Annotated in this window: 20 protein-coding genes; 7 read left to right on the forward strand and 13 right to left on the reverse strand. The window is 68.7% G+C overall.

What is annotated here, in order from left to right; translation table 11 throughout:
* On the forward strand, positions 1-1,263 hold a 1,263-nt coding region (locus OXN85_13815), incomplete at its 5' end, for a glycerol kinase (protein ID MCY3601038.1).
* A 43-nt stretch (positions 1,264-1,306) separates the two neighbouring features.
* On the forward strand, positions 1,307-2,290 hold the full coding sequence (thyX, locus tag OXN85_13820; GenBank protein ID MCY3601039.1) for an FAD-dependent thymidylate synthase: 984 nt from the start codon (positions 1,307-1,309) through the stop codon (positions 2,288-2,290).
* A 34-nt stretch (positions 2,291-2,324) separates the two neighbouring features.
* Here the strand turns inward: thyX and OXN85_13825 are convergent, their stop codons facing one another.
* The 5 genes from OXN85_13825 to OXN85_13845 all read right to left on the reverse strand — a co-directional run bounded on the left by OXN85_13825 (position 2,325) and on the right by OXN85_13845 (position 8,212).
* Positions 2,325-4,058, reverse strand: a complete 1,734-nt coding sequence (locus OXN85_13825) for an Nramp family divalent metal transporter (GenBank protein ID MCY3601040.1) — start codon at positions 4,056-4,058, stop codon at positions 2,325-2,327.
* Positions 4,055-4,867 carry a hypothetical protein gene (locus OXN85_13830; protein ID MCY3601041.1) on the reverse strand — a complete coding sequence of 271 codons (813 nt, stop codon included), beginning with the start codon at positions 4,865-4,867 and terminating at the stop codon, positions 4,055-4,057. Before OXN85_13830 ends, OXN85_13825 begins: the two co-directional genes overlap by 4 nt.
* A gap of 9 nt (positions 4,868-4,876) precedes the next feature.
* Entirely contained in the window at positions 4,877-7,405 is a 2,529-nt protein-coding gene (gene gyrA / locus OXN85_13835) for a DNA gyrase subunit A (protein MCY3601042.1), read from the reverse strand.
* Positions 7,406-7,477: 72 nt separating this feature from the next.
* On the reverse strand, positions 7,478-7,873 hold the full coding sequence (locus OXN85_13840; GenBank protein MCY3601043.1) for a hypothetical protein: 396 nt from the start codon (positions 7,871-7,873) through the stop codon (positions 7,478-7,480).
* Between the two features lie 93 nt (positions 7,874-7,966).
* Entirely contained in the window at positions 7,967-8,212 is a 246-nt protein-coding gene (locus tag OXN85_13845; protein ID MCY3601044.1) for a zinc ribbon domain-containing protein, read from the reverse strand.
* Between the two features lie 165 nt (positions 8,213-8,377).
* Between OXN85_13845 and OXN85_13850 the strand changes: the two genes are divergently transcribed.
* Positions 8,378-11,200: a hypothetical protein gene (locus OXN85_13850; protein ID MCY3601045.1), complete on the forward strand. Its 2,823-nt coding sequence runs from the start codon at positions 8,378-8,380 to the stop codon at positions 11,198-11,200.
* A gap of 42 nt (positions 11,201-11,242) precedes the next feature.
* On the opposite strand, the gene rho is transcribed toward OXN85_13850, so the two are convergent.
* A complete protein-coding gene (rho, locus tag OXN85_13855; GenBank protein MCY3601046.1) occupies positions 11,243-12,493 on the reverse strand; it encodes a transcription termination factor Rho in 1,251 nt (416 codons plus the stop codon).
* Positions 12,494-12,677: 184 nt separating this feature from the next.
* On the opposite strand from rho, the gene OXN85_13860 reads away from it, so the two are divergent.
* Entirely contained in the window at positions 12,678-13,031 is a 354-nt protein-coding gene (locus tag OXN85_13860) for a hypothetical protein (protein MCY3601047.1), read from the forward strand.
* Between the two features lie 19 nt (positions 13,032-13,050).
* Here OXN85_13860 and OXN85_13865 read toward each other — a convergent pair whose 3' ends face one another.
* Positions 13,051-14,034, reverse strand: coding sequence for an MlaD family protein (locus OXN85_13865; protein MCY3601048.1), 984 nt, complete (start codon positions 14,032-14,034; stop codon positions 13,051-13,053).
* 146 nt (positions 14,035-14,180) lie between these two features.
* On the opposite strand from OXN85_13865, the gene OXN85_13870 reads away from it, so the two are divergent.
* From OXN85_13870 to OXN85_13880, 3 genes are read left to right on the forward strand one after another with little or no spacing between them, the layout of a single operon-like run.
* Entirely contained in the window at positions 14,181-14,555 is a 375-nt protein-coding gene (locus tag OXN85_13870; GenBank protein ID MCY3601049.1) for a single-stranded DNA-binding protein, read from the forward strand.
* Positions 14,556-14,560: 5 nt separating this feature from the next.
* A complete protein-coding gene (locus tag OXN85_13875; protein MCY3601050.1) occupies positions 14,561-15,220 on the forward strand; it encodes a CDP-alcohol phosphatidyltransferase family protein in 660 nt (219 codons plus the stop codon).
* A 30-nt stretch (positions 15,221-15,250) separates the two neighbouring features.
* A complete protein-coding gene (locus tag OXN85_13880; GenBank protein ID MCY3601051.1) occupies positions 15,251-16,252 on the forward strand; it encodes an NAD(P)/FAD-dependent oxidoreductase in 1,002 nt (333 codons plus the stop codon).
* A 6-nt stretch (positions 16,253-16,258) separates the two neighbouring features.
* Here OXN85_13880 and OXN85_13885 read toward each other — a convergent pair whose 3' ends face one another.
* The 6 genes from OXN85_13885 to OXN85_13910 all read right to left on the reverse strand — a co-directional run bounded on the left by OXN85_13885 (position 16,259) and on the right by OXN85_13910 (position 24,713).
* Positions 16,259-19,135, reverse strand: a complete 2,877-nt coding sequence (locus tag OXN85_13885; protein ID MCY3601052.1) for an AAA family ATPase — start codon at positions 19,133-19,135, stop codon at positions 16,259-16,261.
* Entirely contained in the window at positions 19,135-20,250 is a 1,116-nt protein-coding gene (locus OXN85_13890) for a metallophosphoesterase (GenBank protein MCY3601053.1), read from the reverse strand. The genes OXN85_13885 and OXN85_13890 overlap by 1 nt, the downstream gene beginning before the upstream one ends.
* A gap of 2 nt (positions 20,251-20,252) precedes the next feature.
* The gene (locus OXN85_13895) at positions 20,253-21,413 is read right to left on the reverse strand and encodes a patatin-like phospholipase family protein (GenBank protein MCY3601054.1); all 1,161 of its coding nucleotides are present in this window, start codon (positions 21,411-21,413) and stop codon (positions 20,253-20,255) included.
* A gap of 13 nt (positions 21,414-21,426) precedes the next feature.
* The gene (locus OXN85_13900) at positions 21,427-21,936 is read right to left on the reverse strand and encodes a hypothetical protein (protein MCY3601055.1); all 510 of its coding nucleotides are present in this window, start codon (positions 21,934-21,936) and stop codon (positions 21,427-21,429) included.
* A gap of 82 nt (positions 21,937-22,018) precedes the next feature.
* Positions 22,019-23,230 (reverse strand): ABC transporter permease, encoded by a 1,212-nt coding sequence (locus OXN85_13905; GenBank protein ID MCY3601056.1) that lies wholly within the window; start codon positions 23,228-23,230, stop codon positions 22,019-22,021.
* Positions 23,231-23,240: 10 nt separating this feature from the next.
* Positions 23,241-24,713 carry an efflux RND transporter periplasmic adaptor subunit gene (locus tag OXN85_13910; protein ID MCY3601057.1) on the reverse strand — a complete coding sequence of 491 codons (1,473 nt, stop codon included), beginning with the start codon at positions 24,711-24,713 and terminating at the stop codon, positions 23,241-23,243.
* Positions 24,714-25,028 lie beyond the last annotated feature (315 nt).

Raw genomic sequence — 25,028 nt, forward strand, 5'->3', positions numbered from 1 at the left:
GCGATCGGCATCACGAACCAGCGCGAGACGACCGTGGTCTGGGAACGCGCGAGCGGCAGGCCGATTCACCCGGCGATCGTGTGGCAGGACCGGCGGACGGCGAAGGAGTGTGCCGCGCTTCGCGATGCCGGACACGAGGGGCTGATCGAGCGCCGCACCGGCTTGCGGCTCGATCCGTACTTCTCCGGAACGAAGCTGACGTGGATCCTCGACCACGTGCCGGGAGCGCGTGAGGCGGCCGGGCAGGGCAAACTCATCTTCGGGACGGTCGACACCTGGCTGCTCTGGTGTTTGACCGGAGGGCGCGTGCACGCGACGGATGCGTCGAACGCGTCGCGGACGCTCCTCTACGACATCGATGAGGGCCGGTGGCACCCGGAGTTGCTCGAACTGCTGCGTGTGCCCGCCTCCGTGTTGCCCGAGGTGCGCGATTCGGCCGGCGATTTCGGGGAGACGTCCGCCGGACTCTTCGGCCGCGCGATCCCGTTGCGGGGCGTGGCCGGCGACCAGCAGGCGGCGACGTTCGGACAGGCGGCGTTCGACCCGGGCGGGATGAAGTTCACCTACGGGACGGGCGCGTTTGCGCTGCTGAACACGGGAGCGGAGCGACTCGCCTCGCGTCACGGCCTGCTCACAACGGTCGCCTGGCAACTCGAGGGGGAACGCACGTACGCGCTCGAGGGCAGCATCTTCGTCGCGGGCGCCTCGGTTCAGTGGCTGCGCGATGGGTTGGGGATCATCGCCGACGCCGCCGAGACGGAGGCTCTGGCCCGTTCGGTGGACTCGACGGGCGGGGTCGTACTGGTCCCCGCCTTCGTCGGGCTGGGCGGGATCCACTGGGATCCGAACGCCCGTGCCGCCCTGCTGGGGATGACGCGCGACACGGGGCGGGCCCAGATCGCCCGCGCGGCGCTGGAGGCGGTCGCCTACCAGTCACGCGAGCTGATCGACGCGATGCGGGCCGACGGAGCGCCGCGCCCCGCGACGCTGCGCGTGGACGGCGGGTTCACGCGCAACGACTGGGCGATGCAGTTTCTCGCCGATATCCTCGACCTTGAGATCGGACGCCCCGTCGTGACCGAGACCACCGCGCTGGGGGCGGTGATGCTGGGCGGCCTCGGCGCGGGCGTGTTCGCGGATCTGAGGGAAGTCGCGGCGCTGTGGCGACACGACCGCGCGTGGCGGCCCGCCATGGACGCGGAGAAGCGCGACACGCTCTATTCCGGGTGGCGGCGCGCGGTCGCCCGCGTGCTCACGAACTGATATTCTGGCCGACAACACCCCCCTGCAGCGGCACGGGTAGCTCATGGAGACGACCAGGAGACCGACCGTCCCCGCGGCCGAGGAGATCCTCGGCGGGTATTTCCCCGTCCTGGATCACGGGTTCGTCGCGCTCGTCGACTACATGGGCTCGGACGCCGACGTGGAGGCGGCGGCTCGCGTCAGCTACGGGGCCGGCACGCGCCGCGTCAGCCAGACGCGCGGTCTCGTGCGGTATCTGCGGCGCCACGCGCACACGACGCCGAGCGAGATGGTCGAGTTCAAGTTCCACTGCTCCATGCCGATGTTCGTGGCGCGGCAGTGGATCCGACACCGCACGGCGTCCGTCAACGAACTCAGCGCCCGCTACAGCCTCCTGCCGCTGCTGTTCTACAAGCCGGACCACGAGCAGTTCGCCTATCAGAGCCGCCTGAACAACCAGGGCCGCGAGACGGATCCCGCCCCGGATGACCTGTACCGCAGCGCGATCGACCAGTGGGAGAAGCTGCGGAGCAAAGCGGCCCATGCCTACGACTGGCTGCTGTCCGAAGACGTCGCCCGGGAACTCGCGCGGATCGACCTCCCTCTCTCCACCTATACGCAGTGGTACTGGAAGATCGACCTGCACAACCTCCTGCACTTTCTTCGACTGCGGGTGGACTCGCACGCCCAGTGGGAAATCCAGGAGTACGGGCGGGTGATGGCGGGCATGCTGCAGCGGGTCGCGCCGCTCAGCTACGAGGCGTGGGTCGACTACGAGGTGCTGGGGGCGCGGCTGAGCGCGGCAGAACTCGAGGTGCTCCGAAGCCTGCTGCGGGCGGACGCCGGGTCGGAGTCGATCCACGCCGAGGGCGTCGCGACGAAGGAGGACCTCAGGGCGGCCGGCCTGGCGCCCCGGGAGATCCGCGAGCTGCTGGACAAGCTGTCTCCCGTCGAACGCCCCGACTTCACGCTCGATCTCTCGCAGATGAAGAGCGCGGAGGAGATGTCCGAAAAGATGGCGCAGGCGGTGCCGGAACCCACAGCCTGACAGGCGGGGTGCGGCGGCGATCCGTCCCTTCCGGTCAGGCCCCTCCCGTTGCCCGTCCCGGAAGAGTGCGTGCGGCGAACCACACCAGCGACCCCAGCCACAGCGCGTAGAACACGATGCGGATCGGGTGTATCGCCAGCGACTCCTGGAACTGCGGCGCCACTCCGGCGACCAGCATCGTCGTTCGCGACAACTGTTCAGCCGTGAACCATCCCCACAGTACCGCGGCCCACAGTAGACTCCACCGCTTCCAGGTCGGAGGCCCCAACTCGGCCGGGAGTCGGCGCACGTTCATGTAGCCGATGACGAGCGTGAACAGGAACATGCTGGACATCGTGAACGGCCCGGCGATGAGGAGCAGGAAGTCGGGCTGCAGCACATCCAGCGCCTCCCCGCCGATCCATGACGCGGTAATGATCCCCATCGCCGCCAGCACGAAGATCGTCAAAAACACCAGAAACGTACGCTTCTGGGTGAAGAAGCGTGTCCTGTATCCGAAGCGCTCGAAGAAGATGCAGCCCGTGATGCGGGTGACGGTGTCGAGGATCGCCAGTTGGGTCGAAAAGATGACGAACGATCCCCCGAGCAGGAAGGCAACCCGGAGCCACAGTCCGCCGACACGTTCGATCGCTTCGCCCTGCAGCGTCACCATGGTGGTCAGATCGCCCGCGATCTCCGGGCTGTCCGTGCCCAGCGTCGCCGCGACGAGCATGCACGTGATGACGACGCTCAGTAGCGTCAGGAACACGAAGGTGACGAGCAGTTCCTGGTGGACGACCCGCATCCAGCCGCGGAAACGTCCGAGCTGGGTCGGGTCGTTCGTGTCGAAGACGAACCCGGTCGTGCTGATGTTCTCGTTGCGCCCGCGGATGCCGGCGATCCGTCCCTGGAACCGCGCCATCCCGAAGCCCTTGTCGCGGAGCCAGAGCGACTGTGCGAGGAGCAGCGTGCCCCCGGTGCCGGCGTACGCGACCGCGAGGATCAGCGTCGGAAACTGATCTCCGGTGAACAGTTCAGCCGGGGCGCTCCCGAACGAGGCGGCGCCGACCGCCAGTTCGAGGAGGTGGGACGGAACGAACCCGACCACGAGGAGCGTGATCGCGAGGAGGGGGAAGAACCCCGCCACCAGGGCGATCTCACAGCGCTCGAGGACATTGTAGACGATGCGGGAGACCGCGAGCCCGAACCAGATGCAGGCGAGCATGAGCAGCGCCATCGGTTGCCACTGGATCTGCGGCCCCCCGACGAGGACCACGATCTGACCCACGAACTCGGCGGACTGCGACGCCCAACCGGGCCAGAAGAAGCTGGCCAGCGTCGCGACCAGGAAGAGCCAGGGCCAGAACCCCAGCCGGTCGAGCCGCGCCATGCCGGCGAACGTCGACTCGCCGGTGGCGATCGTCCAGCGTTCGATCTCGCCGATGACGACGAACTGGGTCACGACGCCGATCCAGAACAGCCACCAGATCGAGAACCCGTTGGCCGCCACGAGGTTGGGCCAGAGGAGGAACTCGCCGCTTCCCAGGCCCATGCCGAGCGCGATCACGGAGGGACCGATGATGTGCCTGAGCCGGGGCACGCGCGACATGCGGCGGACGAACTTGAATGGGCGGCCGTGACCGGGGTCGGGAAAGGCGTCGGTGTCCGGCGCGTCGGGCAGGGCGCTCTCGTCGAGCGGCTTGTACACGCCGCTGCGGTATTGCTGTCCCTCCTCGGTGCTCGCGGAGATCGAGTCCGGCGCGGTCAGGCCGGATGCTTGCTCGCTCAAGGCGTCGGAGGATCGAAGCGTCCGTCGGGCACCGTCTCACCCGCGGCCACATCCTCGAAGTAGATGAAGCGGTTGCCGCCATCGAGGAGCCGCGTCATGGCGAACCGGATGCCGCCGACCGGTTGCCAGTCGGACCACCAGATGACCTCTCCGGGACCGTCCGCCCGCCCCAGGTGGTACTGCCAGGCCATCATGCGTCCCGACTCGTCGAGGAAACCCCAATACTGGTCTTCCGTGGTACCCAGGCCCTGGTCGAAGCTGAGGTGGATCACCTCGTACGCCTCGCCGTCGGAGAGGGTACGCGTCCCCTGGTAGGCGAGGTGAACGCCCGGGTCGTCCCACTTGAACGGCATGATCGCCCAGTACGTGTCGTTGATGAAGGCGCCGTAGCCGCGGCGGAGCGCGGAGTCCCGGGCCGCGCCGGCCAGTTCCTCACCCCCGACCCAGGCGCGTCCGGCGGGGACCTTCTCGAGTTCGGGGTGCGGCTCGACCTCGTTCACGTTGAAGAGGAGCAGATGCGGCGTTCCGTCCACCGCATAGGCGATGCGATATCGTCCATCGTAGCGGTCCCACGAATGTTCGCGGTTCGCCACGATCTCGCCGTCGCGTTCCACGATCCAGCGGAACGACAGGTATCGCGTTCGATCCCAGGCCTCCCGTCCACCGAGACTCTCGGCCAGCCGCGCGGCGTGCATGGCCGCGGTGTCATCCGGCGCCGCGGCTACCGGAGTCCCACCGCTGTCTTCCGCCGCCCCGCCGCCGCACGCGACGGGCACGGACACCGCCAACATCACACAGAGTCTTCGCATGGACTCTCCCTATGCTTCGAACTCCAACTGGGCCTGCGAATCCTTACCGCCCGAGGGCAGTTCCCGAAAGGCATCCTCGCCGGCTTCTCCGTGGGAAGGAGGTCCGGTGCGCACACGGCGTCCCGAGTGCATCGGGTGCACCGCCCCGACCGCAACGCCGGCCGGCAGCCGCACGGCCGGGCGCCCGGCCTCGCGGGGTGAGCGACGGATCACGCTGGCCGCCGATGTCGCCTCTACGGACCCATCGGACAGTTCCCAGGCCAACTCGTCCGCGTCGTGCGCCTCCGCGAATCCGACGAGACCGCCGGTCCGCGCTCGCTCGGGGAGGATGGTGAAGCCCTTGCCCGCCCGGCCCTGGACCTTGAATTCGGTGAACGGGATCCGCTTGCCGTACCCGGCGGACGTCGCCACGAGCAGATCGGAATCCGCGCGCGGAGCCGCCGCCGCGACCACCACATCGCCGGACGCGAGCTCGATGGCTTTAACTCCGCGGGCCGTGCGCCCCATCGTTCGAATGGCGGACTCGGGGAAGCGGATTGCCTGGCCGGATCGCGTCGCGAACAGGAGGTCACTGCTCCCTTCGGTGACGAACGCGGCCGCGATCTCGTCGCCGCGCGCGAGCCCGGCTGCGATGATGCCCGCGCTGCGAGCGTTCGCGTACCCGGACAGCGCCGAGCGCTTCACGTGACCCCGTCTTGTGGCCACCACGAGGAATCGGTCATCGGCGAACATCTCGACCGCGAGCAGCGCGACGATCTCGTCTCCCGGCTCCAGCTCGATGAACTCCTCGAGGTGACGGCCCCGGGAGCTCCGCGTGCCCCGCGGCAGCGCCGACACGGGTAGCGCATGCGCGTTGCCACGGGCCGTGACCGCGAGGAGCGTATGCGTCCCCCGCGCCAGGAAGGCATGGCGCGCGAAGTCGCCCTCGCGGGTTGACAGCACTTCGGCGCCCGCCATCCCTCCTCCTGTCGCGGCGGGCTGCGCCTTCACGTAGCCGCCGCGACTCACGAGCACCAGCTGCGCCTCGCCGCCGCCACCCTTCGACAGCCGGAACTCCCCGTCGCCGTCGAGGATCTCCGTCCGCCGCGGGTCGTTGTAGAGGTGCGCGAGATCCCGGATCTCCTCTCTCAGGAAGCCCCGCCGGGACGTCTCGTCCTCCACAAGGGCGGTCAGGCGCGTGATCTCCTCTCGCAGCGCCCTCAGTTCCTCCGCCAGCTTGTCCCGCTCCAGGCCCGTCAGCCGCACCAGCCGCATCGCGAGGATCGCGTCCGCCTGCCGCGCCGTGAGGTCGAACGCCGAGAGGAGCTTCTCCCGCGCGTCGGGCGGCGTCCTTGAGCCGCGGATGATGTCGATGACGCGATCGATTTCGTCGAGCGCCGTGCGCAGCCCCTCGACGACGTGCGCGCGATCCCGGGCGCGCGCGAGGTCATGCGCCGCGCCGCGCCTGATGACGGAGAGGCGATGGTCGATCCAGGTACCGAGGACCCTCCTCAGATCCAGCTCCTCGGGCTTGCCATCGACGAGGGCGAGCATGATGACGCCGAACGTGTACCGGAGCTGCGTCTTCTTGAACAGGGTTGCGAGCACCCTCTTCGGCTCCGCGTCGCGCTTGAGCTCGATCACGAGCCGGATCCCGTCGCGGTCGGACTCGTCGCGCAGGTCGGTGATCGCGTCGGCACGCCCGGCGCGCACGAGCCTCGTGATCTGCTCGATGACGCGAGTCTTGTTCACCTGGTAGGGGAGTTCGGTGACGATCAGCGAACTCTTCCCGAACCTGCCCTCCTCGAGGTGGACCTTGGCGCGCATGTCGAGTCGTCCGCGCCCGGTCCGGTAGGCGGACTCGATGCCGGCCCGGCCCCAGATGTATCCGCCCGTCGGGAAGTCCGGCCCGGGCAGGCGGGCGAGCAGTTCCTCGCTGTCGCACTGCGGGTTCGCGACGAGGTGGTCGACCGCGGCGAGGAGTTCCCCGGCGTTGTGCGGCGGGATCTTCGTCGCCATGCCGACCGCGATCCCGTCGCTGCCGTTCAGCAGGAGGTGCGGCAGCCGGGAGGGCAGAACCGCCGGTTCGGTCAGGCGCCCGTCGAAGTTGGGCCGCATGTCGACGGTGTCGCGCTCGATGTCGGCGAGGAGATCCATCGCCACCGACGTCATCCGCACTTCCGTGTAGCGATAGGCGGCCGCGGAATCGCCATCGATCGAGCCGAAGTTGCCCTGGCCGTCGATGAGCGGATAGCGCAGCGAGAAGTCCTGGACCATGCGGACGATGGTGTCGTATACGGCGCCATCCCCGTGCGGGTGATACCGGCCCAGCACGTCGCCCACGACCGTCGCGCTCTTCTTGTGCGGCCGCGAGGGGCGCATCCCCTCTTCCAGCATTGCGTACAGGATCCGGCGATGAACCGGCTTCAGGCCGTCGCGGGCATCCGGGAGCGCGCGCTGCACGATGACGCTCATCGAGTAGTCGATGAACGACTCGCGCATCTCCTGCTCAAGGGCGCGGCGTTCGATGCGTTCGTGCTGCAGGGTGCCTTGCGTCACTGCCGTGCCTCCTCTTCCACCTCAGCCATCCTCGTCATCGTCATCCCGCGCCGGCCCCGGCCGGTGGGACCCCTACTCACACAGCAGTTCGGCCGTGGCGCGCTGCGCTTCGGACGGGGCCGCGGGCATGGCGATCACGAAGCCCCTGCGGTTCGCCGCATCGGGCAGATGGATCAGCATGGCACCCGTCGGGAACGGATCCGGCGCGCGCGACGCGAGTCCTTCCTCCGAAATCGTGAAGAGTCCCCCTGGCTCCAGGCTCGAAGCCAGCCACGCACCGTAGGAAAGCCACGCCGCCAGCGCCTCGCTGCCAGCCGTCACGCCTTCGACGTCCGACCGGTAGCGAGCGACGGCGCGCTCGTAGGCCCCGCCATCGAGCGTCTTCAACCGCAGGAGGAGTCGTCGATAGAGGGGCTGTACGTCGTCGATCCCGTGTTCGGCCAGCGCCTGCGCGTAGGTTTCCGTCATCCCGCCATCTCCGTCCGCCTCGCCCGTCCGCCTCGCACCGCCCGTTTCACGGACCCACCGCATTCGCATGTCGCGGCGCGTCCGCCGCACGGATCAGTCGTTGTGGCTCAGTTCGTACTCCCGTTGCGCTCGCGTGCGTTCGCTCCCGAGCTTCGCGTCGCGCTTCTTCGCCGCGGCGAGCGACCGTTCCTTGCGGGCGTCGGAGTGGACGCGTGGAAGGGAGATGAGTCGATCCAGCTCCTCACTCCCGCACGCAGCGCACGCGGGCGTCATGGGGCCCCGCACGAGGAGTTCGAACTCGTGTGAGCACTCGCGGCACCGGTACTCGTATATCGGCATGGACCCTCCAGTCGCGCGGCACTCCGCAGCATGCTTTTCCACGGTCCCGCGGGCAAGTCGCCGTCCGTTTCGCCGGATCCTCCGCGGTTCGGGCTTTGACAGACTCCGACGCCCTGTCGGATAATGCCGGGTCGCCACCCTGATCCGTACCGAGAGAAAGATCCCATGCCATACGCATCGCGCACACGCGCCCCCTCGCTGATCGTCCTCGCGCTGTTTGCGGCCGTGCTCACGCTGCCGCCGCCGGTTCACGCCCAGGACGGAGCGCCGGATGGAGACGCGGAGGGCGTCGTCAACGCCTCCGGGCATCCTCTGCTCCAGGGGTTCCGGTGGCGGTCCATCGGCCCGACCGGACAGGGCGGCCGCGTCGACGACCTCGCGGTCCACCCCGACGACACGCGGATCTTCTACGTCGGCTTCGCGACCGGCGGTCTGTGGAAGACGACGAACAACGGGACGACATTCGAGTCGATCTTCGACAGCTTCGAGACGCACTCCATCGGCGCCCTCGCCCTCGCGCCCTCCGATCCCGATGTCCTCTACGTGGGTACGGGCGAGGCGAACAACCGGCAGAGTTCATCGTTCGGTTACGGGGTCTACAAGAGCACCGACGGCGGCGCCACGTTCGCGCATTCCGGACTCCGGGAGACGCAGAGCATCGCACGCGTCCTCGTCCACCCGACGAACCCGGATGTCGTGTGGGTGGCCGCGGTCGGCCATCTCTTCGGCCCCAACATCGAGCGCGGCGTGTTCAAGTCCACCGACGGAGGAGCGAGCTGGCGCCACGTGCTCGCGGTCGATGACGACACCGGCGCGACGGACCTCGTCATGGACCCCTCCAATCCCGACGTCCTGTTTGCCTCCACCTATCAGCGTCGACGCACCGTGTGCTGTTTCGTGGGCGGTGGGCCGGGAAGCGGCATCTGGCGGTCCGGGGACGGCGGAGATAGCTGGTCGCCCGTCGAGGGAGCCGGACTGCCCGCCGGCACCCTGGGCCGCATCGCGCTCGCCATGACGCCTGCCGATCCCGATGTCGTCTACGCCCAGATCGAAGTCGCCGCGGACCGGGAGTCGCCGCTCTCCGAAGAGGAGCAGGACGAATGGCGCCGGCTCGCGAGGGTCGATTCGCTCCCGCCCGATCCCCAGTGGTCCGGGGTCTGGCGATCGCCGGACAAGGGTCGCAGCTGGGAGTTCCGGAGCAACGAGAACGGACGCCCCATGTACTTCAGCCAGATCCGCGTCTCCCCCGAGGATCCGGATCTCGTCTATACCGTGGACCAGCGGGTGTCGAAGTCACGCGACGGCGGCCGCACCTGGGAGGTGCTGAGCGGGTACGGCCACGTGGACCAGCACGCGTTCTGGATCGATCCGGCCGACCACGACCACCTCGTGATCGGCAACGACGGGGGGGTCGACGTGAGTTGGGACCAGGGCGAGACCTGGGAATCGCTACGCCCCTCGGCCGTCGGGCAGCCCTATCACGCCTCCGTGGACATGCGGCGCCCCTACTACGTGTGCACCGGTCTCCAGGACAACGGGACCTGGTGCGGGCCGAGTTCGGTGCGCTCGGGGCCGATCCTGTCGCAGGACTGGTATCGGGTCGGCGGTGGGGACGGGTTCTACACGCAGGTCGACCCGACGGACCCGGCGATCGTGTTCGTGGAGTCACAGAACGGGCGTCTCCGGCGCGTGGATCTGCACGAGGGTGTCTCGCGCCCCATCACGCCGCGGGTCCCGGATGAAGAGGACCCGGTGGACACCAACATCGCCCCGGTTCCGTCGGTCGACACCGAAATCCGGTGGAACTGGAACACGCCGTTCCTCCTCTCGCCCCACAACCCGCGCATCCTTCACGCGGGCGGCAACCGGTTCTTCACGTCGCGCGACCGTGGAGAGACGTGGACGATGGGCCCGGATCTCTCGAAGGACGTTGACCGGGACGCCGAGGTCGTGATGGGGGTGGCCAACGGCATCCCGCGCTGCTCGCAGTTCGAGCGCGGGACGGAGTGCACCCTGTCGCGAAACGACGGCGTCTCGATGTGGGGCAGCATGACGTCCATCGCCGAGTCGCCCCTCGTTCCGGGCCTTCTCTGGGCCGGGACCGACGACGGCAACATCCAGGTGAGCCGCGACGGCGGCGCGACCTGGACCGAGGTCAGCCGCAACCTCCCCGGGGGTACGACGCGGCACTACGTGTCCCGCGTGGAAGCCTCGCACGCGGACGCCGAGACCGCGTACGTCTCGATCGACGGGCACAAGAACGGCGACCTGCGCCCCTACGTGTACGTGACGCGCAACTACGGCGCGACGTGGGAGGACATCTCGTCGAATCTGCCCTCGTTCGGAAACGTGAACACGGTCCGGCAGGATCCGCGGAACCCGCGTCTGCTCTACGTCGGCACCGAGTTCGGCTTCCACGTCTCATTCGATGAGGGCGGCACGTGGCACGATTTCATGCCGGACCTGCCCGTGGTCCGGATCGACGACGTGCTCGTCCACCCCCGCGAGAACGACCTCGTGCTCGCGACGCACGGACGCAGCGTCTACATCCTCGACGACGTCACGGCCCTCCAGGCGATGACCGACAGTGTCCTGGCGAGCGACGCCCATCTCTTCGAGCCGCGCCCCTCCGTCCTCTGGAAGAACGACATCCGGCGCAGCCGCTCCGTCACGGGGGACAAGAACTGGACGGGCGAGAGCGCACCGGCCGGTACGATGATCCAGTACTACCTGGGTTCTCCGGCCGATGTGTCGATCGAGGTCTCGGAACTCGCCACCGGGAAGGTCGTGCGCGAAATGGAGGGGACCGGCCGGCCGGGCCTGAACCGCGTGGCCTGGAATCTGCGCATGAACCCGGGACTCCAGGGTCAGGGCGGGGCCGGGTTGCCCGTGTCGCCGGGCACGTACCGCGTGACGCTGACGGTGGGCGAGGCGACGCACTCGGCGCTGCTGGACGTGCTGGACGACCGCTGGCTGGAGACGCCGTGAGACGGCGCCCGTGCAGACGGCGCCCGCGAGCCGCGAGTTCGGCTATCCGCCCGCCATCGAGTCGAGGAACTCCTGGTTCGTGTCCGTACGCTGCAGCCGCTCGATCATGAACTGAATCGCCTCGGCCGGCGGCATGTCGGAGAGGAAGTTCCGCAGCAGGTACATCCGGTTGAGTTCGACCTCGTTCAGGAGGAGTTCCTCCTTGCGCGTGCTCGAGCGGTTGAGGTCGATCGCGGGGTAGATCCGCTTGTCGGAGATCTGGCGGTCCAGCAGAACTTCGCTGTTCCCCGTGCCCTTGAATTCCTCGAAGATGACCTCGTCCATCCGGCTGCCCGTCTCAATCAGCGCCGTCGCGATGATCGTGAGGCTGCCTCCCTCCTCGATGTTTCGCGCCGCGCCGAAGAAGCGCTTCGGCCGGTGGAGCGCGTTCGCATCCACGCCGCCGGAGAGGATCTTGCCCGAGTGGGGGACCGTCGTGTTGTAGGCCCGCGCGAGGCGCGTGATCGAATCGAGGAGGATCACGACGTCGTGCTGGTATTCGACCAGCCGTTTGGCCTTCTCGATCACCATTTCCGCCACCTGCGTGTGACGGTCGGCCGGTTCATCGAACGTGGATGAGATGATCTCGGCCGGAACGTTCTCCTCCATGTCCGTGACTTCCTCGGGCCGCTCGTCGATGAGGAGTACGATCACCTTCGCGTCCGGCTGGTTCGCGACGATCGCGTTTGCGATCTTCTGCAGAAGAATCGTCTTTCCGGCCTTGGGCGGCGATACGATGAGGCTCCGCTGGCCCTTACCGATCGGCGCGATAAGGTCGAGAATCCGCATCGACACATCGCCGTCCTCCTGCTCGAGGACGAGCCGTTCCTCCGGATAGCGCGGCCGGAGGTTGTCGAACGCGATCCGGTGCTTTGCCTTGTCCGGGTCCACGCCGTTGAGCGTCTCCACCTTCAACAGCGCGAGGTAACGCTCTCCCTCCTTCGGCGGCCGCACGCGTCCCTGGATCGTGTCCCCCGTCCGCATGTCGAAGCGCTTGATCTGCGACGGGGAGACGTAGATGTCGTCCGGGCCGTACAGGTAGTTCCAGTCCTGACTCCGCAGGAAGCCGTAGCCCTCCGGCAGAATCTCGAGGACGCCCTCGCCCCGGAGGACGATGTCGGAATCGAGGAGATTCTGTTCGATCCGAAAGATCAGGTCCTGTTTTCGAAGGCCCGAGAAGTTGTGGATGTCGAGTTCTTCGGCCATGTCATGAAGCTCGCCGATCGACTTCGACTTGAGTTCGGCGATGTCCATCGCCTGCCTCCGGAAGAGAGTGAGCCGGGCTGCAGCCACACCGCGTGCGGCATGGTCGATTCGTGAGGTGTTCTGCTTGCGGCCGGGGGATGTGGTCCGAGGTGGACCCACCGACCATAATGGTGCCGCCGGGGCCGGTCAAGCCGACCGCGCCGCAACCGCAACTGCGACCCTCGAGTGCCGGATGGCCAGACACAATCGCGAAGGAAGGGGACTCGACCAGCTCGGCAATCTGTGGCGGATAAGCTATCAGCCCGACTGGTTCCGTCTGTTGAAGTTGTCGCGGCCGGTGCCCGGAGGGCGCCGCTCCTCCCGCACGCTGTGTCGCAATCCGGCACGCACGGCGGACGCGGCCCCCGGCCGATCGGTGCGGACGCGGATCACGGCCGCCGATGGGTCCGTTGACGTCGCTGTGTCCATCGAAGACCGCGACCAGGTCGTCGACCACGTCATCATCGGGATTCGGCGAAAGCGCGGCAGAAAGACGGAACTGCTCAGGTTCGCCGTCCACGGCGGGCTTCCGAAGCGGCGGATCTGAGGGGCCGACAGCTCGCGGGCTAGAAGACGCGGATGCGTAGCCAGCGCGACGGGTTGTAGCCGAGATCTTCGGCCAGCTCTGCGGCCGCGGTGCGGAGGGCGTCGAGTTGTCGTCGGATCTCGCCATCCACGAGGGCCCGGCCCGCGGTCCCCTCGCCGCGGTCCAGCCGCTCGACGATCGATGCGACTCGAGACATCACCGCGTCCAGCGCCTCGACCGTCGATTCGAGATTGCCGACGCCGTTCGCAAGTTGCGGGGACGCCTCCCAGGCCGCGAGCCGTTCCTGTGCGCGTCGCGCGGCCGCGCTCACGAGCGTGTCCGTGGCGAGCCGAACGAGCGATGAGCGATGAAAGTCCCGCTGAAACAGTTCCTCCAGCGACTCGAGACTGCTTCGGAGTCCGGCCAGCGTGCCCGGATCCTCGCGAAGACGGGCGAGCGAGCCCTGATCCGAACCGAGCATGTCCCGCGCCGCGGAGGCGTCGACCTCGAGCGTACGCACCGCCCGCAGCAGCGAATCCGCCAGCGCCATGACCGTCTCCGGTTCGATTGGCGGACCCGAAGCGCGCAGCGTATCCGAGTAGTTCCAGGGAGGTGCGGAGCCCGTGCCCGGGTTCACGGAGAGGACGACGGGCGCCACGAGATCCGAAGGTCGAACGTCGGCGGTGGCATCCGCTCGCAGGATGGGTTCGGCGACCCGGTCGATGACGGCTTCGATCACGACATGGCTCTCGAATGGCGCATCGCGGCGGTTCGCTTCAGGAGGCTGGAAGGAAATCGACAGCACGCGGCCCACCGACCTCCCGGCCACCCAGACCGCGGAACCCGGCCCAAGCCCCTCCGCCGAATGGGCCATCGCCGTGATTCGCGGGCCTTCGAGCGTCGCGCGGACGATGACCTCGATGACGGAGATCGTCGCCGAAAGGACGATGGCGAAGGCAATCAGGACCAGGCCCCGCCGGGCCCGGATGCGTGAGGCGTGAGAAGAGAGGTCCGTCCGGAGCATCCCTGAGCAGACTCTCTTCCGGTCGCGGCGTCAAGGCGGGACCGGCCAGCTCCGGCCGTGGCCGAGATGCGGTTTGACGTCCCCTCCCCGGACCGGAGATTCGCGTGCCTCGCTGCGCCCATTCACGCATCACAAAGGAGAAAATCATGTCGAGAACGGTGAACCGGGTCATCCTCGTCGGAAACGCGGGTAGCGACCCCGATGTGCGGGAGACCGCCTCCGGCACCGCCGTCGCTCACCTGTCGCTCGCGACCAACCGCGTGTTCCGCAAGAACGGGGAGACCCAGCGCCGTACCGATTGGCACCGGCTCACATTCTGGCGCCGTCAGGCGGAGACCGTCGGCGAGTACGTGCACAAGGGTTCGCGCCTCTACGTCGAGGGCCACCTCGAGTACGGATCGTTCGAGCGCGATGGCATCGCGATCCCCACCGTGGACGTGGTCGTGGAGGACATGGTGATGCTGGATCCGCGGCCGGACAGCGGCGACCTCGCAGCCGACAGCGCCGAGCTTCCGCAGTAGATCTCGTGCATCGCGCGGCATTCGGCGAACCCTCGGCGACGCTCGCCGGGGCACTGGAGACCCGCCCCAGGAAGGTGCATCTTCCCGTACGTGGGGCGGGTCCGTCGACCAGGTCGAAGCGGAGGAATCCGATACAGACACACGATCCGGGGTTTCTTACCCTGTCCAATCTCCTGTCCCTGAGCCGCATACCGCTCGGCCTCGCCTTCATCGTGGTCTCGGACCCCCGCATGATGGCCGTGCTCGTGGCCACGGCCGGCGCAACGGACGTCCTCGATGGATTCATCGCCCGGGTAAGCGGGACGCGCTCCCAGGTCGGACTCCTGCTCGACCCGCTGTGCGACAAGCTCTTCGTCCTGCTCGCGCTCTCCGGCTTCCTGGCGGCGGGCGGCCTCGACGGGGTTTCGTTCCTGATCCTGATCCTCCGCGACCTCTACACGGCCGGGTGCTATCTCCTGGCCCGGCTCGTCTCCATCATCATCCCCTTCAAGCCCCGGTGGCCGGGGAAAATCGCCACGGGGCTGCAGTTCCTCACGCTCCTCGCCCTCATTTTCAACCCTCGGTATGTTCCCGCACTCGTGTTGCTCGTCGGCGTAACGTCGGCCTGGGCGATCATCGATTACGGAACGCATTGCCTCCGGCGGAAATGGAAGAGCGCGGCCTGACGATCCCCGGACGGCCTGAACGGCTTGGGCGTGGAAAAAGACACAGTCGACATTACGATCATCGGCGGCGGTCCGACCGGCCTGTACGGGTCGTTCTACGCCGGCATGCGCGGCGTCTCGGCGCGCATCATCGATGTCCTTCCCGAACTCGGGGGTCAGCTGACGGCGCTGTACCCCGAGAAGGATGTCTTTGACGTGGCCGGTTTCCCCCGTGTGCTCGCCAAGGATCTGGCGCGGGAACTCGTCACGCAGGGCCTGCAGTTCGACGCAGAGGTCTGCCTCGAGGAGCGCGTCCTCGAACTCAATCCGGGGAACGGCTGCTTCGATCTTCGCACGGACAAGGGTCCGCGGCCCACGCGCACCGTCGTCATTGCGGGCGGCAAGGGCGCCTTCAAGAGCCGGACGCTGCGCGTGCCGGGGTGGGATGAGTTCCTGAACCGGGGCCTCGCGACGATCGTGAAGGACCCCGAGGTGTTCCGCGGGAAACGCGTCCTCCTCGTCGGCGGGGGAGACTCCGCCTTCGACTGGAGTTGGGCGCTGAGGAACATCGCCGGCGAACTCACGCATATCCATCGGACGGACCGCTATCGGGCTCACGAGAGCACGGTCGCCCAGGTCGAAGGGGCGCATGAACGGGGCGAACTGCGGCTCCGGACCTTCTACACGGTGACGGAAATTCACGGCGGCGAGCGGGTGGAGGCCGCGACGGTCCGACACACGAAGACGAAGGAAACGGAGCGCATCGAGGTGGACGATATCATCGCTCTGATCGGCTTCGTTCCGAACATCGGGCCGATCGCCGAGTGGGGGCTCGAGCTGCAGAAGAGGTGCATCGTCGTGGATTCGCGCATGCGCACGAACATCCCCGGCGTCTATGCGGCAGGCGACATCGCCACCTACGACGGGAAGCTGGAATTGATCTCCACCGGTTTCGGCGAGGCCGCGGTCGCCGTGAACAACGCAGTCCACCACATCGACCCGACCGCGAAGGTGAACCCGGGCCACTCGACCGACTACAAGGTCTTCAAGTAGCCGTCTTCAAGTAGCGGCGGCCGGCCCGTTCCTCCGCTCGGTGAGTTCGATGAGGCGGGCGTCGGATCCCGCGAGGTGCTCCCGTGCCCAGTCCCGCACATCATCCTCGTGCGTGAAGAGGATGACCTGGGTCGAGCGCGCGAGGGCGTGCAGCGTGCGCAGTACCGCCTGTTTCCGTACCGCGTCGGAAGCGGCGACGACATCATCGAGGATGAGCGGACAGCTCTCGCCTTCCCCGGTGAGATGCCGTGAGAGCGCGAACCTGAGCAGCAGGTAGATCTGCTCCGCCGTGCCATGGGAGAGCAGTTCGGCGGAACGCCAGCGCCCGCCCGGCCCCCGGACCTCAACGAGAAGATTCTCGGGGTCGATGCGGCATCCGGTGTAGCGGTCGTCCGTCACTCCGGGCAGCCACTCGAGCACGGTCTGCGTCAGGATGGGCGCGATGTCGCGCAGCACGCGCTCCTGCGCCTCTTCGAGGAATCCGATCGTGCGGTCCAGCGTGTCCTTGAGACGCTCGATCCTCTTCTGTGCCCGTTCGGCCGCCGCCAGCGCGTCTTCCGCGTCCGCGACGCTGGGGAGATGGTGTTCGCGTTCGGTGAGCTGGCCGCCCGCGCGCAGCACCTCCTCGCGGGCCGCCTCCGCTTCCCGTTTCAGCTCCTCCAGCGTCGCCTCGGTGACCCGTCCCGCCGGAGCCTCGCCGAGGTCCGCTCCGCTCCGGGCGACGAGCCGGGCAGCCCGGAGGCGGCGTCGCTCCACCTCGTCCGCGAACTCATCCAGCGTCCGCTCGCCGAGCAACTGTTGCAGGCGATCCCACGACTCGTTGCGCTCGCCGGCTTCCTCGAGCACCCGCTCCCGGCCGGCGCGCCACTCCTCCAGCGCGGCCGCCAGATCTCCGGGATCTTCGGCCGTCACGCCGACCCGCGCGCCGGCTCCGCGCAGCTTGTCCGCGGCCTCGGCGGCACGTTCCGACCGCTGTGCGTCGCGCGTCTCCGCCGCCAGGCGCCGGGCCCGCTCGTCGCTCCATGCTCGGCGTCGTTCCGCGGTCCGCCGCTCGAGTTCGCCCAACTCTGCCCGCGTGATGCCTCGCGCCCTCGCGTCCGCGAGCGCGGTCTCGGCCGCATCCGCGACGAGGGCAACGGCCGCGTCACGCAGCCGATCCGTCTCGGCGACAAGTGCGTCGAGGGACGAACCGCCCAGCAGCCCCTGAAGCTCGTCCCACTGCGCGCCCAGCCGCGCGGCCTTTTCTCGTCCGGCCTGCCGGGACTCCGCCTGGCGGCGCAGGGCGTCCGCGAGCGTTTCCGGCTCGGCGGCCGCCGCGCTCTCCGGATCGGCGAGTTCGCGCATGCGGCCGATCGCCTCGCGACGATGCCGGCGCCCGTCCTCGTAGCGCTTCCGTTCCGCGTGCGCCGACGCGAGTTCGCGCCGAAGACTGTCGTGGCGCACGTCCAGGGCGAGCGCGATCTCCGAGCGGTCGGTGCGCGTCCTCGCGAACCTGTGCGACAGGACGCCTCCCGCCCCGACGGCGAACAGGATCAGCCCCGCGGAGCGCGAATCGGGCGCCAGCAGCGCGAGAATGAGGCCGCCCGCCGCCACGACCGCCGAAGATGCCAGCCACATCGCGGGTCGGGCGGCCGGACGTTCCATGGGGGGCGTCCGTCGTCTCTCATCGAGGCTGGCCAACTCTTCCTCGAGTTCCTCCACGCTCCGGCCGGCCGGCGCTTCAGCCGGCGGGAGCGACTCCCAGGCGCGGAGCGCGTCGCGGATCTCTCCCAGGCGCGCGTCCTCCTCCGGGGAGACCCGCGGGCCGCCGTCCGGGAAGAGCGCCTGCAGTGCACGCGCACCGGCGAGCCGAGCCTCGGCTTCCGCGGCGGAGGCCTCCGCGACGACCGCCCGCGCCGCCGCAAGCTCCGCATCGGCCCCCTCGACCGTCTCCTCGATCTCGCGCGCCGAGGGCCCGGTCAGCTCTACCGGAGCCGGGAGGTTACGCCACGTGGTGAGCGCTTCGGTGACGGCTCTCGTCAGCCCGCCGCCCTCGGGAATCGGGTGCGGCGCCCCGTCGGGGAACTTCTCGTGCAGGGTCCGCGCCTCCCGCAGCCGCTCCGCGAGCGCCTCCGCCTCCACGCTCACGAGCGCGGCCTCCGCCGCCTCCACGCGGCGCCGGGCTTTCGTCGCCGCTCGTTCCAGCGTTTCAACTTCGGCCCGACGCTCCTGGAAATCGCGGTGCGCCTCGCGGGCCGCCTCCAGAGCCTCGCGCGCCTCCGACACCCCCCGCGCGGTCGTCATGAGCGGCTTCGTCGGAGCTCGGGTAGACCCGACGCGTTCGCGGAGAACGTCCTCGAGCCGTTGCAGAGCGGCAGCCGCCGTCTGGTCCACCCCCGCCGTCGCCGCCGCGCGCTGCATGTCTTCCTGCAGCGATTCGGGATCGTCCCGGACCTTGAGAATGTCCGCCTGGCGCACACAGGCCGTGGCGAGAAACGAGCGGCGGTTCAGACCCAGCCACCGCGACCCGTCCGGCGCCCCGTCGAACAGGATCTCGTGCGAATAGTCCCGTCCCGCGACGCTCGTGTCCTCCGCGGAACTCTCGATCCTTCCCGCGAGGTCGTGCCTCAACTCCACGCGCCGCCCGTCCTCGAGGGCGACGACGGCGCCGATCTCCCACTCGTCGCCGTCCCACGGTTTGTGGCGCTCCGCGAACCTCTTCTCCTCCTTCCGCATCGCCCCCTTGCCGCGCCGCATGCCGCAGAGCCCGGCGTACAGCGCCGCGTGCCAGGACGATTTGCCGGCCTCGTTGCGTCCGAAGACAACGTTCATTCCCGGCGCCAGTTCCAGCGTCTCGTCGCGGAAGGGGCCGAAGCGGTGGGCCGTCACGGACTCGAAGCGCATCACAGCACCTCGAGATCGTCGCGGCCGTCGAGTGCCCGGAGTCCCATCCGCAGGACGCGGCGCTCCTCATCGTCCGGCAACTCCGCTCCCAGCACATCTTCGACGAACTGTCCCCGTACCGTGGGCTCCCCGCGGATCTCGTCGAGGTCGTAGGCAAGGTGCAATTCGAATTTCCGGATCTGCACGGCGTCGAACGTGTCGCGCAACTGTTCGCGGATCGTGTCCTCCTGCAGGTCGAGCGACGGCTCCAGGTCGCCGCACACCGTGAGGCGCGCGAGCCCCGCGAGGCTCTCCGTCATCGCGCGCAGGGCGTCCCGAATCTGCTGGCGGCTCGTGAGGCCCGTGACGTCCAGCCGCAGGTCATGAACCGGGGTAACCGCCACCACGTGGCGCTCGCGCGTGACCTCGCCCTCCGCGTCGATCGTCGCCACGACGGGCCCGCGCTCCCCTTCCTCTCCGAACTGCAGCGGGTCGGGGTTGCCCGGATAGGTGTGGTGCCCGCCGTCCGCCGGCCGGTGATAGTGGCCGAGGAAGGCGTGGTTCAGGCCGCTGTCAGGGATTTCGGCGGTCTCGAAGGGGGCGTGCGGCGCCTTCCCTTCACCCTGTGCCGCGAGCCACGACCGTTCCGCTCCGTGGAAGAGCGCCACGTGCGCCCCCGCGCCGGAGACCCGGAAGCCGTCGCCGAGGAAGTTGTCCGTGTTGGCGGGCGCGCAGTGCGCGGCGCCCCACAGCGTGATGCCCGGCGCGAGGGAGACCGCCCGAAGCGCCGCATCGCGAAAGATGTGGACGTTCCCGCTCCAGCCACCCGTCGCGTACACGCTCGTCGGCCCGTACCAGTCGTGATTGCCGGGCGCGATGTAGACCGGCACCGGATCGAGGGAGGCGAAGGTCTGCCGCAGGAAGTTCGCCGTGTCCAGCGTGACGCGGTCGTGCTCGTACAGATCGCCTCCGCAGAAGAGCGCGTCGGCGCCGGTCGAGCGCACGAGGTCCACGATCGCGAGCAGGGTGTCGCGAAGCGCCTCGCGCCGCCGCCGTGCCACGTCGCCCGTCGCCTCGCACCAAGCGAACGGCGAGTCGAGGTGGAGGTCGGCGAAGTGGACGATCGTCCGTTGCACGGTCAGGTGAGGAACGCCTCGATGCGGCCCCAGTTCGCCTCCGCGTCGGAGACGCCCAGTTCCACGAGCGTCCGGATGTACTCGCTCTCGAACAGGAGATAGCTCACGAAGTCGGCGGACTTGATGTCCGGCGTGCCCAGGCCCCGCACGAGGAACCTCAGCCCCGGTGGAAGTTCGATCTCGAAGTCGCGGGCCAGCTTCCCGATATCCCGGGAGGGCCTCAGGATGAGCAGGTCGACGTGGCGCAGTCCCTGCCGCTCGGACACCTCGCGGGGGAGTCGGTTGACGAGGAGGTTGATCCGGCGCAGCGCGGCCGCGTCCCAGTCCAGCGTGTCGAGAAAGACCGAATTCAGCAGCAGGCCCAGGACTCTCGCCGGGGGCGGATATCCGGTCGTGTCCGGCGCCCGCGCCTCCAGTTCGGACCGCCGGTAGCGGGCCGAGATCGTGAAGATGCGGTCCGCGCCCATGTGAATCGCGGGCGCCAGCGGCGCGGCGGTCCGGAAGCTCCCGTCTCCATAGTACTGCTGCCCGAGTTTGACGGCCGGGAACACGAGCGGGATCGACGCGGAGGCCAGGATGTGATCCACCGAGATGTCCGTCCGCACGAGTCGGTAGTGTGAGCTCGCGGGTCTGGGCGCCGACTGTGGGTCTCCCTGCACGAAGAGGACCGTGCGCCCCGTCTGGTACGACATCGCGGTGAGCCCCACCGCCTCGAGGTCCCCCGCCTTGATCCGGGTCCCGATCTCTCCGCGGTCGACGTCGCGTTCGATGAACTCCCGCAGCGGCGAGGTGTCGACGAGGCTCCGGAAACGGGGGCTCAGTCCGGTTCCGCCGCCCAGAAGGGATCCCCCGAGTCGCACGCCCACCTTGAGCAGGGAAGCGGGGTTGGTGCGCAGCACCTCCTCGGTCGTGAGCGAGAGCCAGCGGCGCTTCAGCGCCTGTGTCGCGCCGCGCAGGTTCCCGTCGTAGGCGGCGAGAAAGCCCACGTTGATCGCGCCTGCCGAGACGCCCGTGAGGAGAGGGACGCGAAGTCGGGGCAGCCTCTTGCCGATGTAGCTCAGCACGCCCGTCTGGTAGGCGGCCCTCGCGCCGCCGCCCGAGAGGGCGAAGGCCAGCTTCCCCCGCGCGGCGCCGGAAGCGCCGCTCCCCGGGGCCCCCGTCACGCCGGTCGCCGCGTCAGGACCGTCCGCCGGGGCGGCCCAGGAGCTGACGGTGCCACGAACGCGCGACCGGCCGCTCGAGTTCGCCCGCCCGCAGCGCCGCCAGAGTGTCGATGCTGGGATCGAAGACGGGGGTCGCGTCGCCGATCGCTCCCGTCGTCGCCCGCGCCCGGAACTCCGCCCGCGCGCAGCTCTCGATCGCGCCGGAATCGTCCCGGTAGAACACGCGCGTGCTGTCGAGAAGCGAGCAACCCAGGCGTTCCTCAAGCGCGCCGAGCCGCCGGGCCATCGCGTCGATCGAGCACCCGGACGCGGGCGCCGATGCTTCGTCCACGGCGACGACGGCGAACCGGTCCTCGACCCATTCCACGCCCGCCCGGAGTGCGGCCCCGTGCGCGGTCCAGACGTCGACGAAGGCGCGCAGGTCGACCATCAGCGCCTCCCGCTCCTCGGGGGTCAGCGGACGATCCGTCCCGTAGATCCAGACGCGGGCGGAATCCGGAAGGGATGTCAGCGGAACACTCATGCCCGGACCATACGTCGGCCCGCGACGTCCCGCCAACCCGCGTTTACGCTACCTGGAGAGCGCGGGGTATTGCCACGGCGCGCTATTCGTACCGCAGCGCCACGATCGGATCGAGCCGGGCCGCGCGCCGGGCGGGCCAGAGGCCGAAGAACATGCCCACCGCGGCGGCGAACACCACCGCGAGGCCGATGGCCTGCGGCGCGATGGCCATCGTCCAGCCCGCCGACCGCGAGAGCATCTCCGCCGCGCCGTACGCGAACGCGACTCCGAGGATGCCGCCCGTCATGCAGAGGGTCGTGGCTTCGAGCAGAAACTGGAGGAGGATCGCGCTTCTCGTGGCGCCGAGCGCCTTGCGCACGCCGATCTCCTTCGTCCGCTCCGTGACCGACACGAGCATGATGTTCATGATCCCGATGCCTCCGACCAGGAGGCTGACCGCGGCGATGCCGGCGAGCAGCATGGTGAACGTCTGCGTCGTCTCCTGCGCCATCTCGAGGAACTGCACGCTGTCCGAGATCCAGAAATCGTTCTCCCGCCCCAGGGGAATGCGGTGCTCGCGCCGGAGCACCTCCTCGATCTGCACCATCGCGACCGGGATCGCCGCCTCGCTCTCGACGACGACCTTGAACTGGCTCACGCGATCGGTCCCGAGCAACCGGAACTGCGCGGTTTCCAGCGGGACGAAGATCTGCTCGTCCTGGTTGAACCAGCCCGATCCGCCCTTCTCCTCCAGCACTCCGACGACCTCGAAGGAGATGTTCCGGATCGAGATCGTCCGGCCGACGAGTTCGGCGGTTTCAGCGTTCAGGACCGCCGGGACCGCGCCCCCGAGCACGGCCACGCGCCGCCGCCCGCGATTCTCCGACTCGTCGAAGAAGCGGCCGAGTTCGAGCGTGTGGTTCTCGACGTCCAGGTAGTTCGGCGTCGTGCCGAGAATCCGCACGTTGGCGTTGTTGCGTCCGAACTGGACCTGCAACTGCCCCTGCATCTCCGGCGCGACCTCCACCAGAGCCGGCGCTCCCCGCCTCACCGCTTCCACATCTTCGGTCGTCAACCGGGCGTTCGACCCGCCGCGCACGCCGCGGAACATCCCCTGCCCGGCGCGCACCGTGAGCACGTTGGTGCCGAGCGACTCGATCTGGTTCTCGACCTGCTGCTGGGCGCCCTCCCCGAGGGCGACCATCGTGATCACGGCCCCGACTCCGATCACGATCCCGAGCATGGTCAGGAACGAGCGCAGCTTGTTGGCGCGGATCGCGTCCATCGCGACGCGAAGAATCTCGAAGAAGATCATCGCGACATCATCACCTTCCCCCGATGCCCGGCAGTGCCGTACGGCTGCGGATCCGGTCCAGGAATTCCTGCTGTGCGATGAGGGAAGTGGGGACGGCGACGATCTCCTCGCCTTCCTCCAGCCCGCGGATGATATGCGTGTGGTCGAAGTCGCTGAGGCCGATCATGACCGGCTTCAGGTCGAGGAGGCCGCTCGCGTCGTACCTGAACACGAACGCCGGGCGGGGCTCGTCGGCCCGCCGCGCGGGACCGCCTCCGCCGCCTCCCGGTCCGCCGCCTCCCCGGTTCCGGAACTGCTGCATCATCTGCCGCCGTTCGTCGTCCGACAGGTTCTGGATGACGCGCATCCGCTCCTCCTGCGACATCGACTGGAACTCCGACATCGGAACCCCGCCGATCATCGGCTCCTCCTCGCCCTCGCCCGGTCCCTCCCCTTCCGCCGCGCCCTCCGGCCGATCCTGGCTCTGGAAGTCGCGCAGCAGCGCGTTGACATCGGCGTCGATCTCGAGAGCCCGGACGATCTGCATGGCCTCCTGCTGGGACTTGATCCCGCTGTTCGCCACCGCCAGCACGTTCTCCTGCCGTCCGATCACGACCTCGACATCCGCGTTCATCCCCGGCCGCAGCAGATCCTCCTCGTTGGAGATGCGCGTGAGCACGGCGAACATGGTCACGTTCTGCTCGACCACGGCCTGCGGCTCGATCTTGAGAACGGATCCTCGGAAGGTCCGGCTGGGATAGGCTTCCACGGTGATGTCGGCGGGCAGTCCCGGCTGGAGCCGGCCGATATCCGTCTCGTCGACGAGCATGCGCACCTGGACCTCGGTGAGGTCGGCCATCCGCATCAGCACGGTGCCGCCGGTGAGGTCGCGCGTCCCCGTGACGACCTGTCCCTGCTCCACCGTCCGCTCCACGACGGTCCCGGTGATCGGGGCCCGGAGCGTCACGTCGTCCAGCTTGTCCTCGGCAAGTTCAAGGTTGGTCGTGGCGCGGACGAGGGAAGCCCTCGCGTTCGCGGCGGAGAGGATCGCGCTTTCCAGTTCCTCGGAGGTCACGATGTCGGACTCGTGAAGCGCCTCGATCCGTTCGAGCTGGCGTTCCGCGACATCCGCCTGGGCCTCGGCCACGTCCAGATCGGCCTGCGCCTGGGCGTGCGCGTTGTTCACGTCGCGCGGGTCGATCCGCACGAGAAGCGTCCCCTGTTCGACGTTGTCCCCGAGTTCGACGGGCAGGTCGAGGACCTCGCCGCCCGCCTGCGACTTGACCTCGATCACACGGATCGGTTCGACCGTCCCGGTCGCCTCCACGCTGGAGACGACGGTCTGGCGCCCCGCGGTCAGCGTCTGGAGGGTCTGCTCGGGCTCGTTGGCCTCACCGGTCGCACAACCCGCGGCCGCGAGTCCAAGCGCCGTGAAGACCGCGGCACGACCCCAAGGCCCGCCTCGTGGGGAAAAGTGACGCCTGCAACGCTCGAATATGGACATCGGCATCTCGTCTCGTGTCGGGTCCTTGAACGGACTGTCGGGGCGCCGAAACCGCGCCCACCATGGCACGCTGAAAGGACACCCCGCGCGGGGCCGACGTTGAAGAGATACGTCCTGCGGGCGCTAGCAGCCCGTGGCAAAAGCCCCGCTGCGTTCGAGCGGCGCTGCCTCTCGCCTGAAACGCTGCGCTCTGCGTCGCTCCTTGGTCAAATAGCTCTGCAAGTCGGCCGCCCGGAATCCCATGATGTCCGAAGTCGTCTGCCGTAGTCCGTAACATCCCGTATTTGCAACGCTTTAGGCAGGACTCCTCCTACC

The sequence above is a fragment of the Candidatus Palauibacter australiensis genome (assembly GCA_026705295.1).
Lineage (GTDB): Bacteria > Gemmatimonadota > Gemmatimonadetes > Palauibacterales > Palauibacteraceae > Palauibacter > Palauibacter australiensis.

Excerpts from the sequence above, each read along its gene's own strand:
- OXN85_13830 (MCY3601041.1), bottom strand. The coding sequence starts at position 4,867 with ATGCGAAGACTCTGTGTGATGTTGGCGGTGTCCGTGCCCGTCGCGTGC.
- OXN85_13905 (MCY3601056.1), bottom strand. The coding sequence starts at position 23,230 with ATGATCTTCTTCGAGATTCTTCGCGTCGCGATGGACGCGATCCGCGCC.
- OXN85_13860 (MCY3601047.1), top strand. The coding sequence starts at position 12,678 with ATGGCCAGACACAATCGCGAAGGAAGGGGACTCGACCAGCTCGGCAAT.
- OXN85_13840 (MCY3601043.1), bottom strand. The coding sequence starts at position 7,873 with ATGACGGAAACCTACGCGCAGGCGCTGGCCGAACACGGGATCGACGAC.
- OXN85_13870 (MCY3601049.1), top strand. The coding sequence starts at position 14,181 with ATGTCGAGAACGGTGAACCGGGTCATCCTCGTCGGAAACGCGGGTAGC.
- OXN85_13885 (MCY3601052.1), bottom strand. The coding sequence starts at position 19,135 with ATGCGCTTCGAGTCCGTGACGGCCCACCGCTTCGGCCCCTTCCGCGAC.
- OXN85_13845 (MCY3601044.1), bottom strand. The coding sequence starts at position 8,212 with ATGCCGATATACGAGTACCGGTGCCGCGAGTGCTCACACGAGTTCGAA.
- OXN85_13865 (MCY3601048.1), bottom strand. The coding sequence starts at position 14,034 with ATGCTCCGGACGGACCTCTCTTCTCACGCCTCACGCATCCGGGCCCGG.
- rho (MCY3601046.1), bottom strand. The coding sequence starts at position 12,493 with ATGGACATCGCCGAACTCAAGTCGAAGTCGATCGGCGAGCTTCATGAC.
- OXN85_13900 (MCY3601055.1), bottom strand. The coding sequence starts at position 21,936 with ATGAGTGTTCCGCTGACATCCCTTCCGGATTCCGCCCGCGTCTGGATC.
- thyX (MCY3601039.1), top strand. The coding sequence starts at position 1,307 with ATGGAGACGACCAGGAGACCGACCGTCCCCGCGGCCGAGGAGATCCTC.
- OXN85_13850 (MCY3601045.1), top strand. The coding sequence starts at position 8,378 with ATGCCATACGCATCGCGCACACGCGCCCCCTCGCTGATCGTCCTCGCG.
- OXN85_13910 (MCY3601057.1), bottom strand. The coding sequence starts at position 24,713 with ATGTCCATATTCGAGCGTTGCAGGCGTCACTTTTCCCCACGAGGCGGG.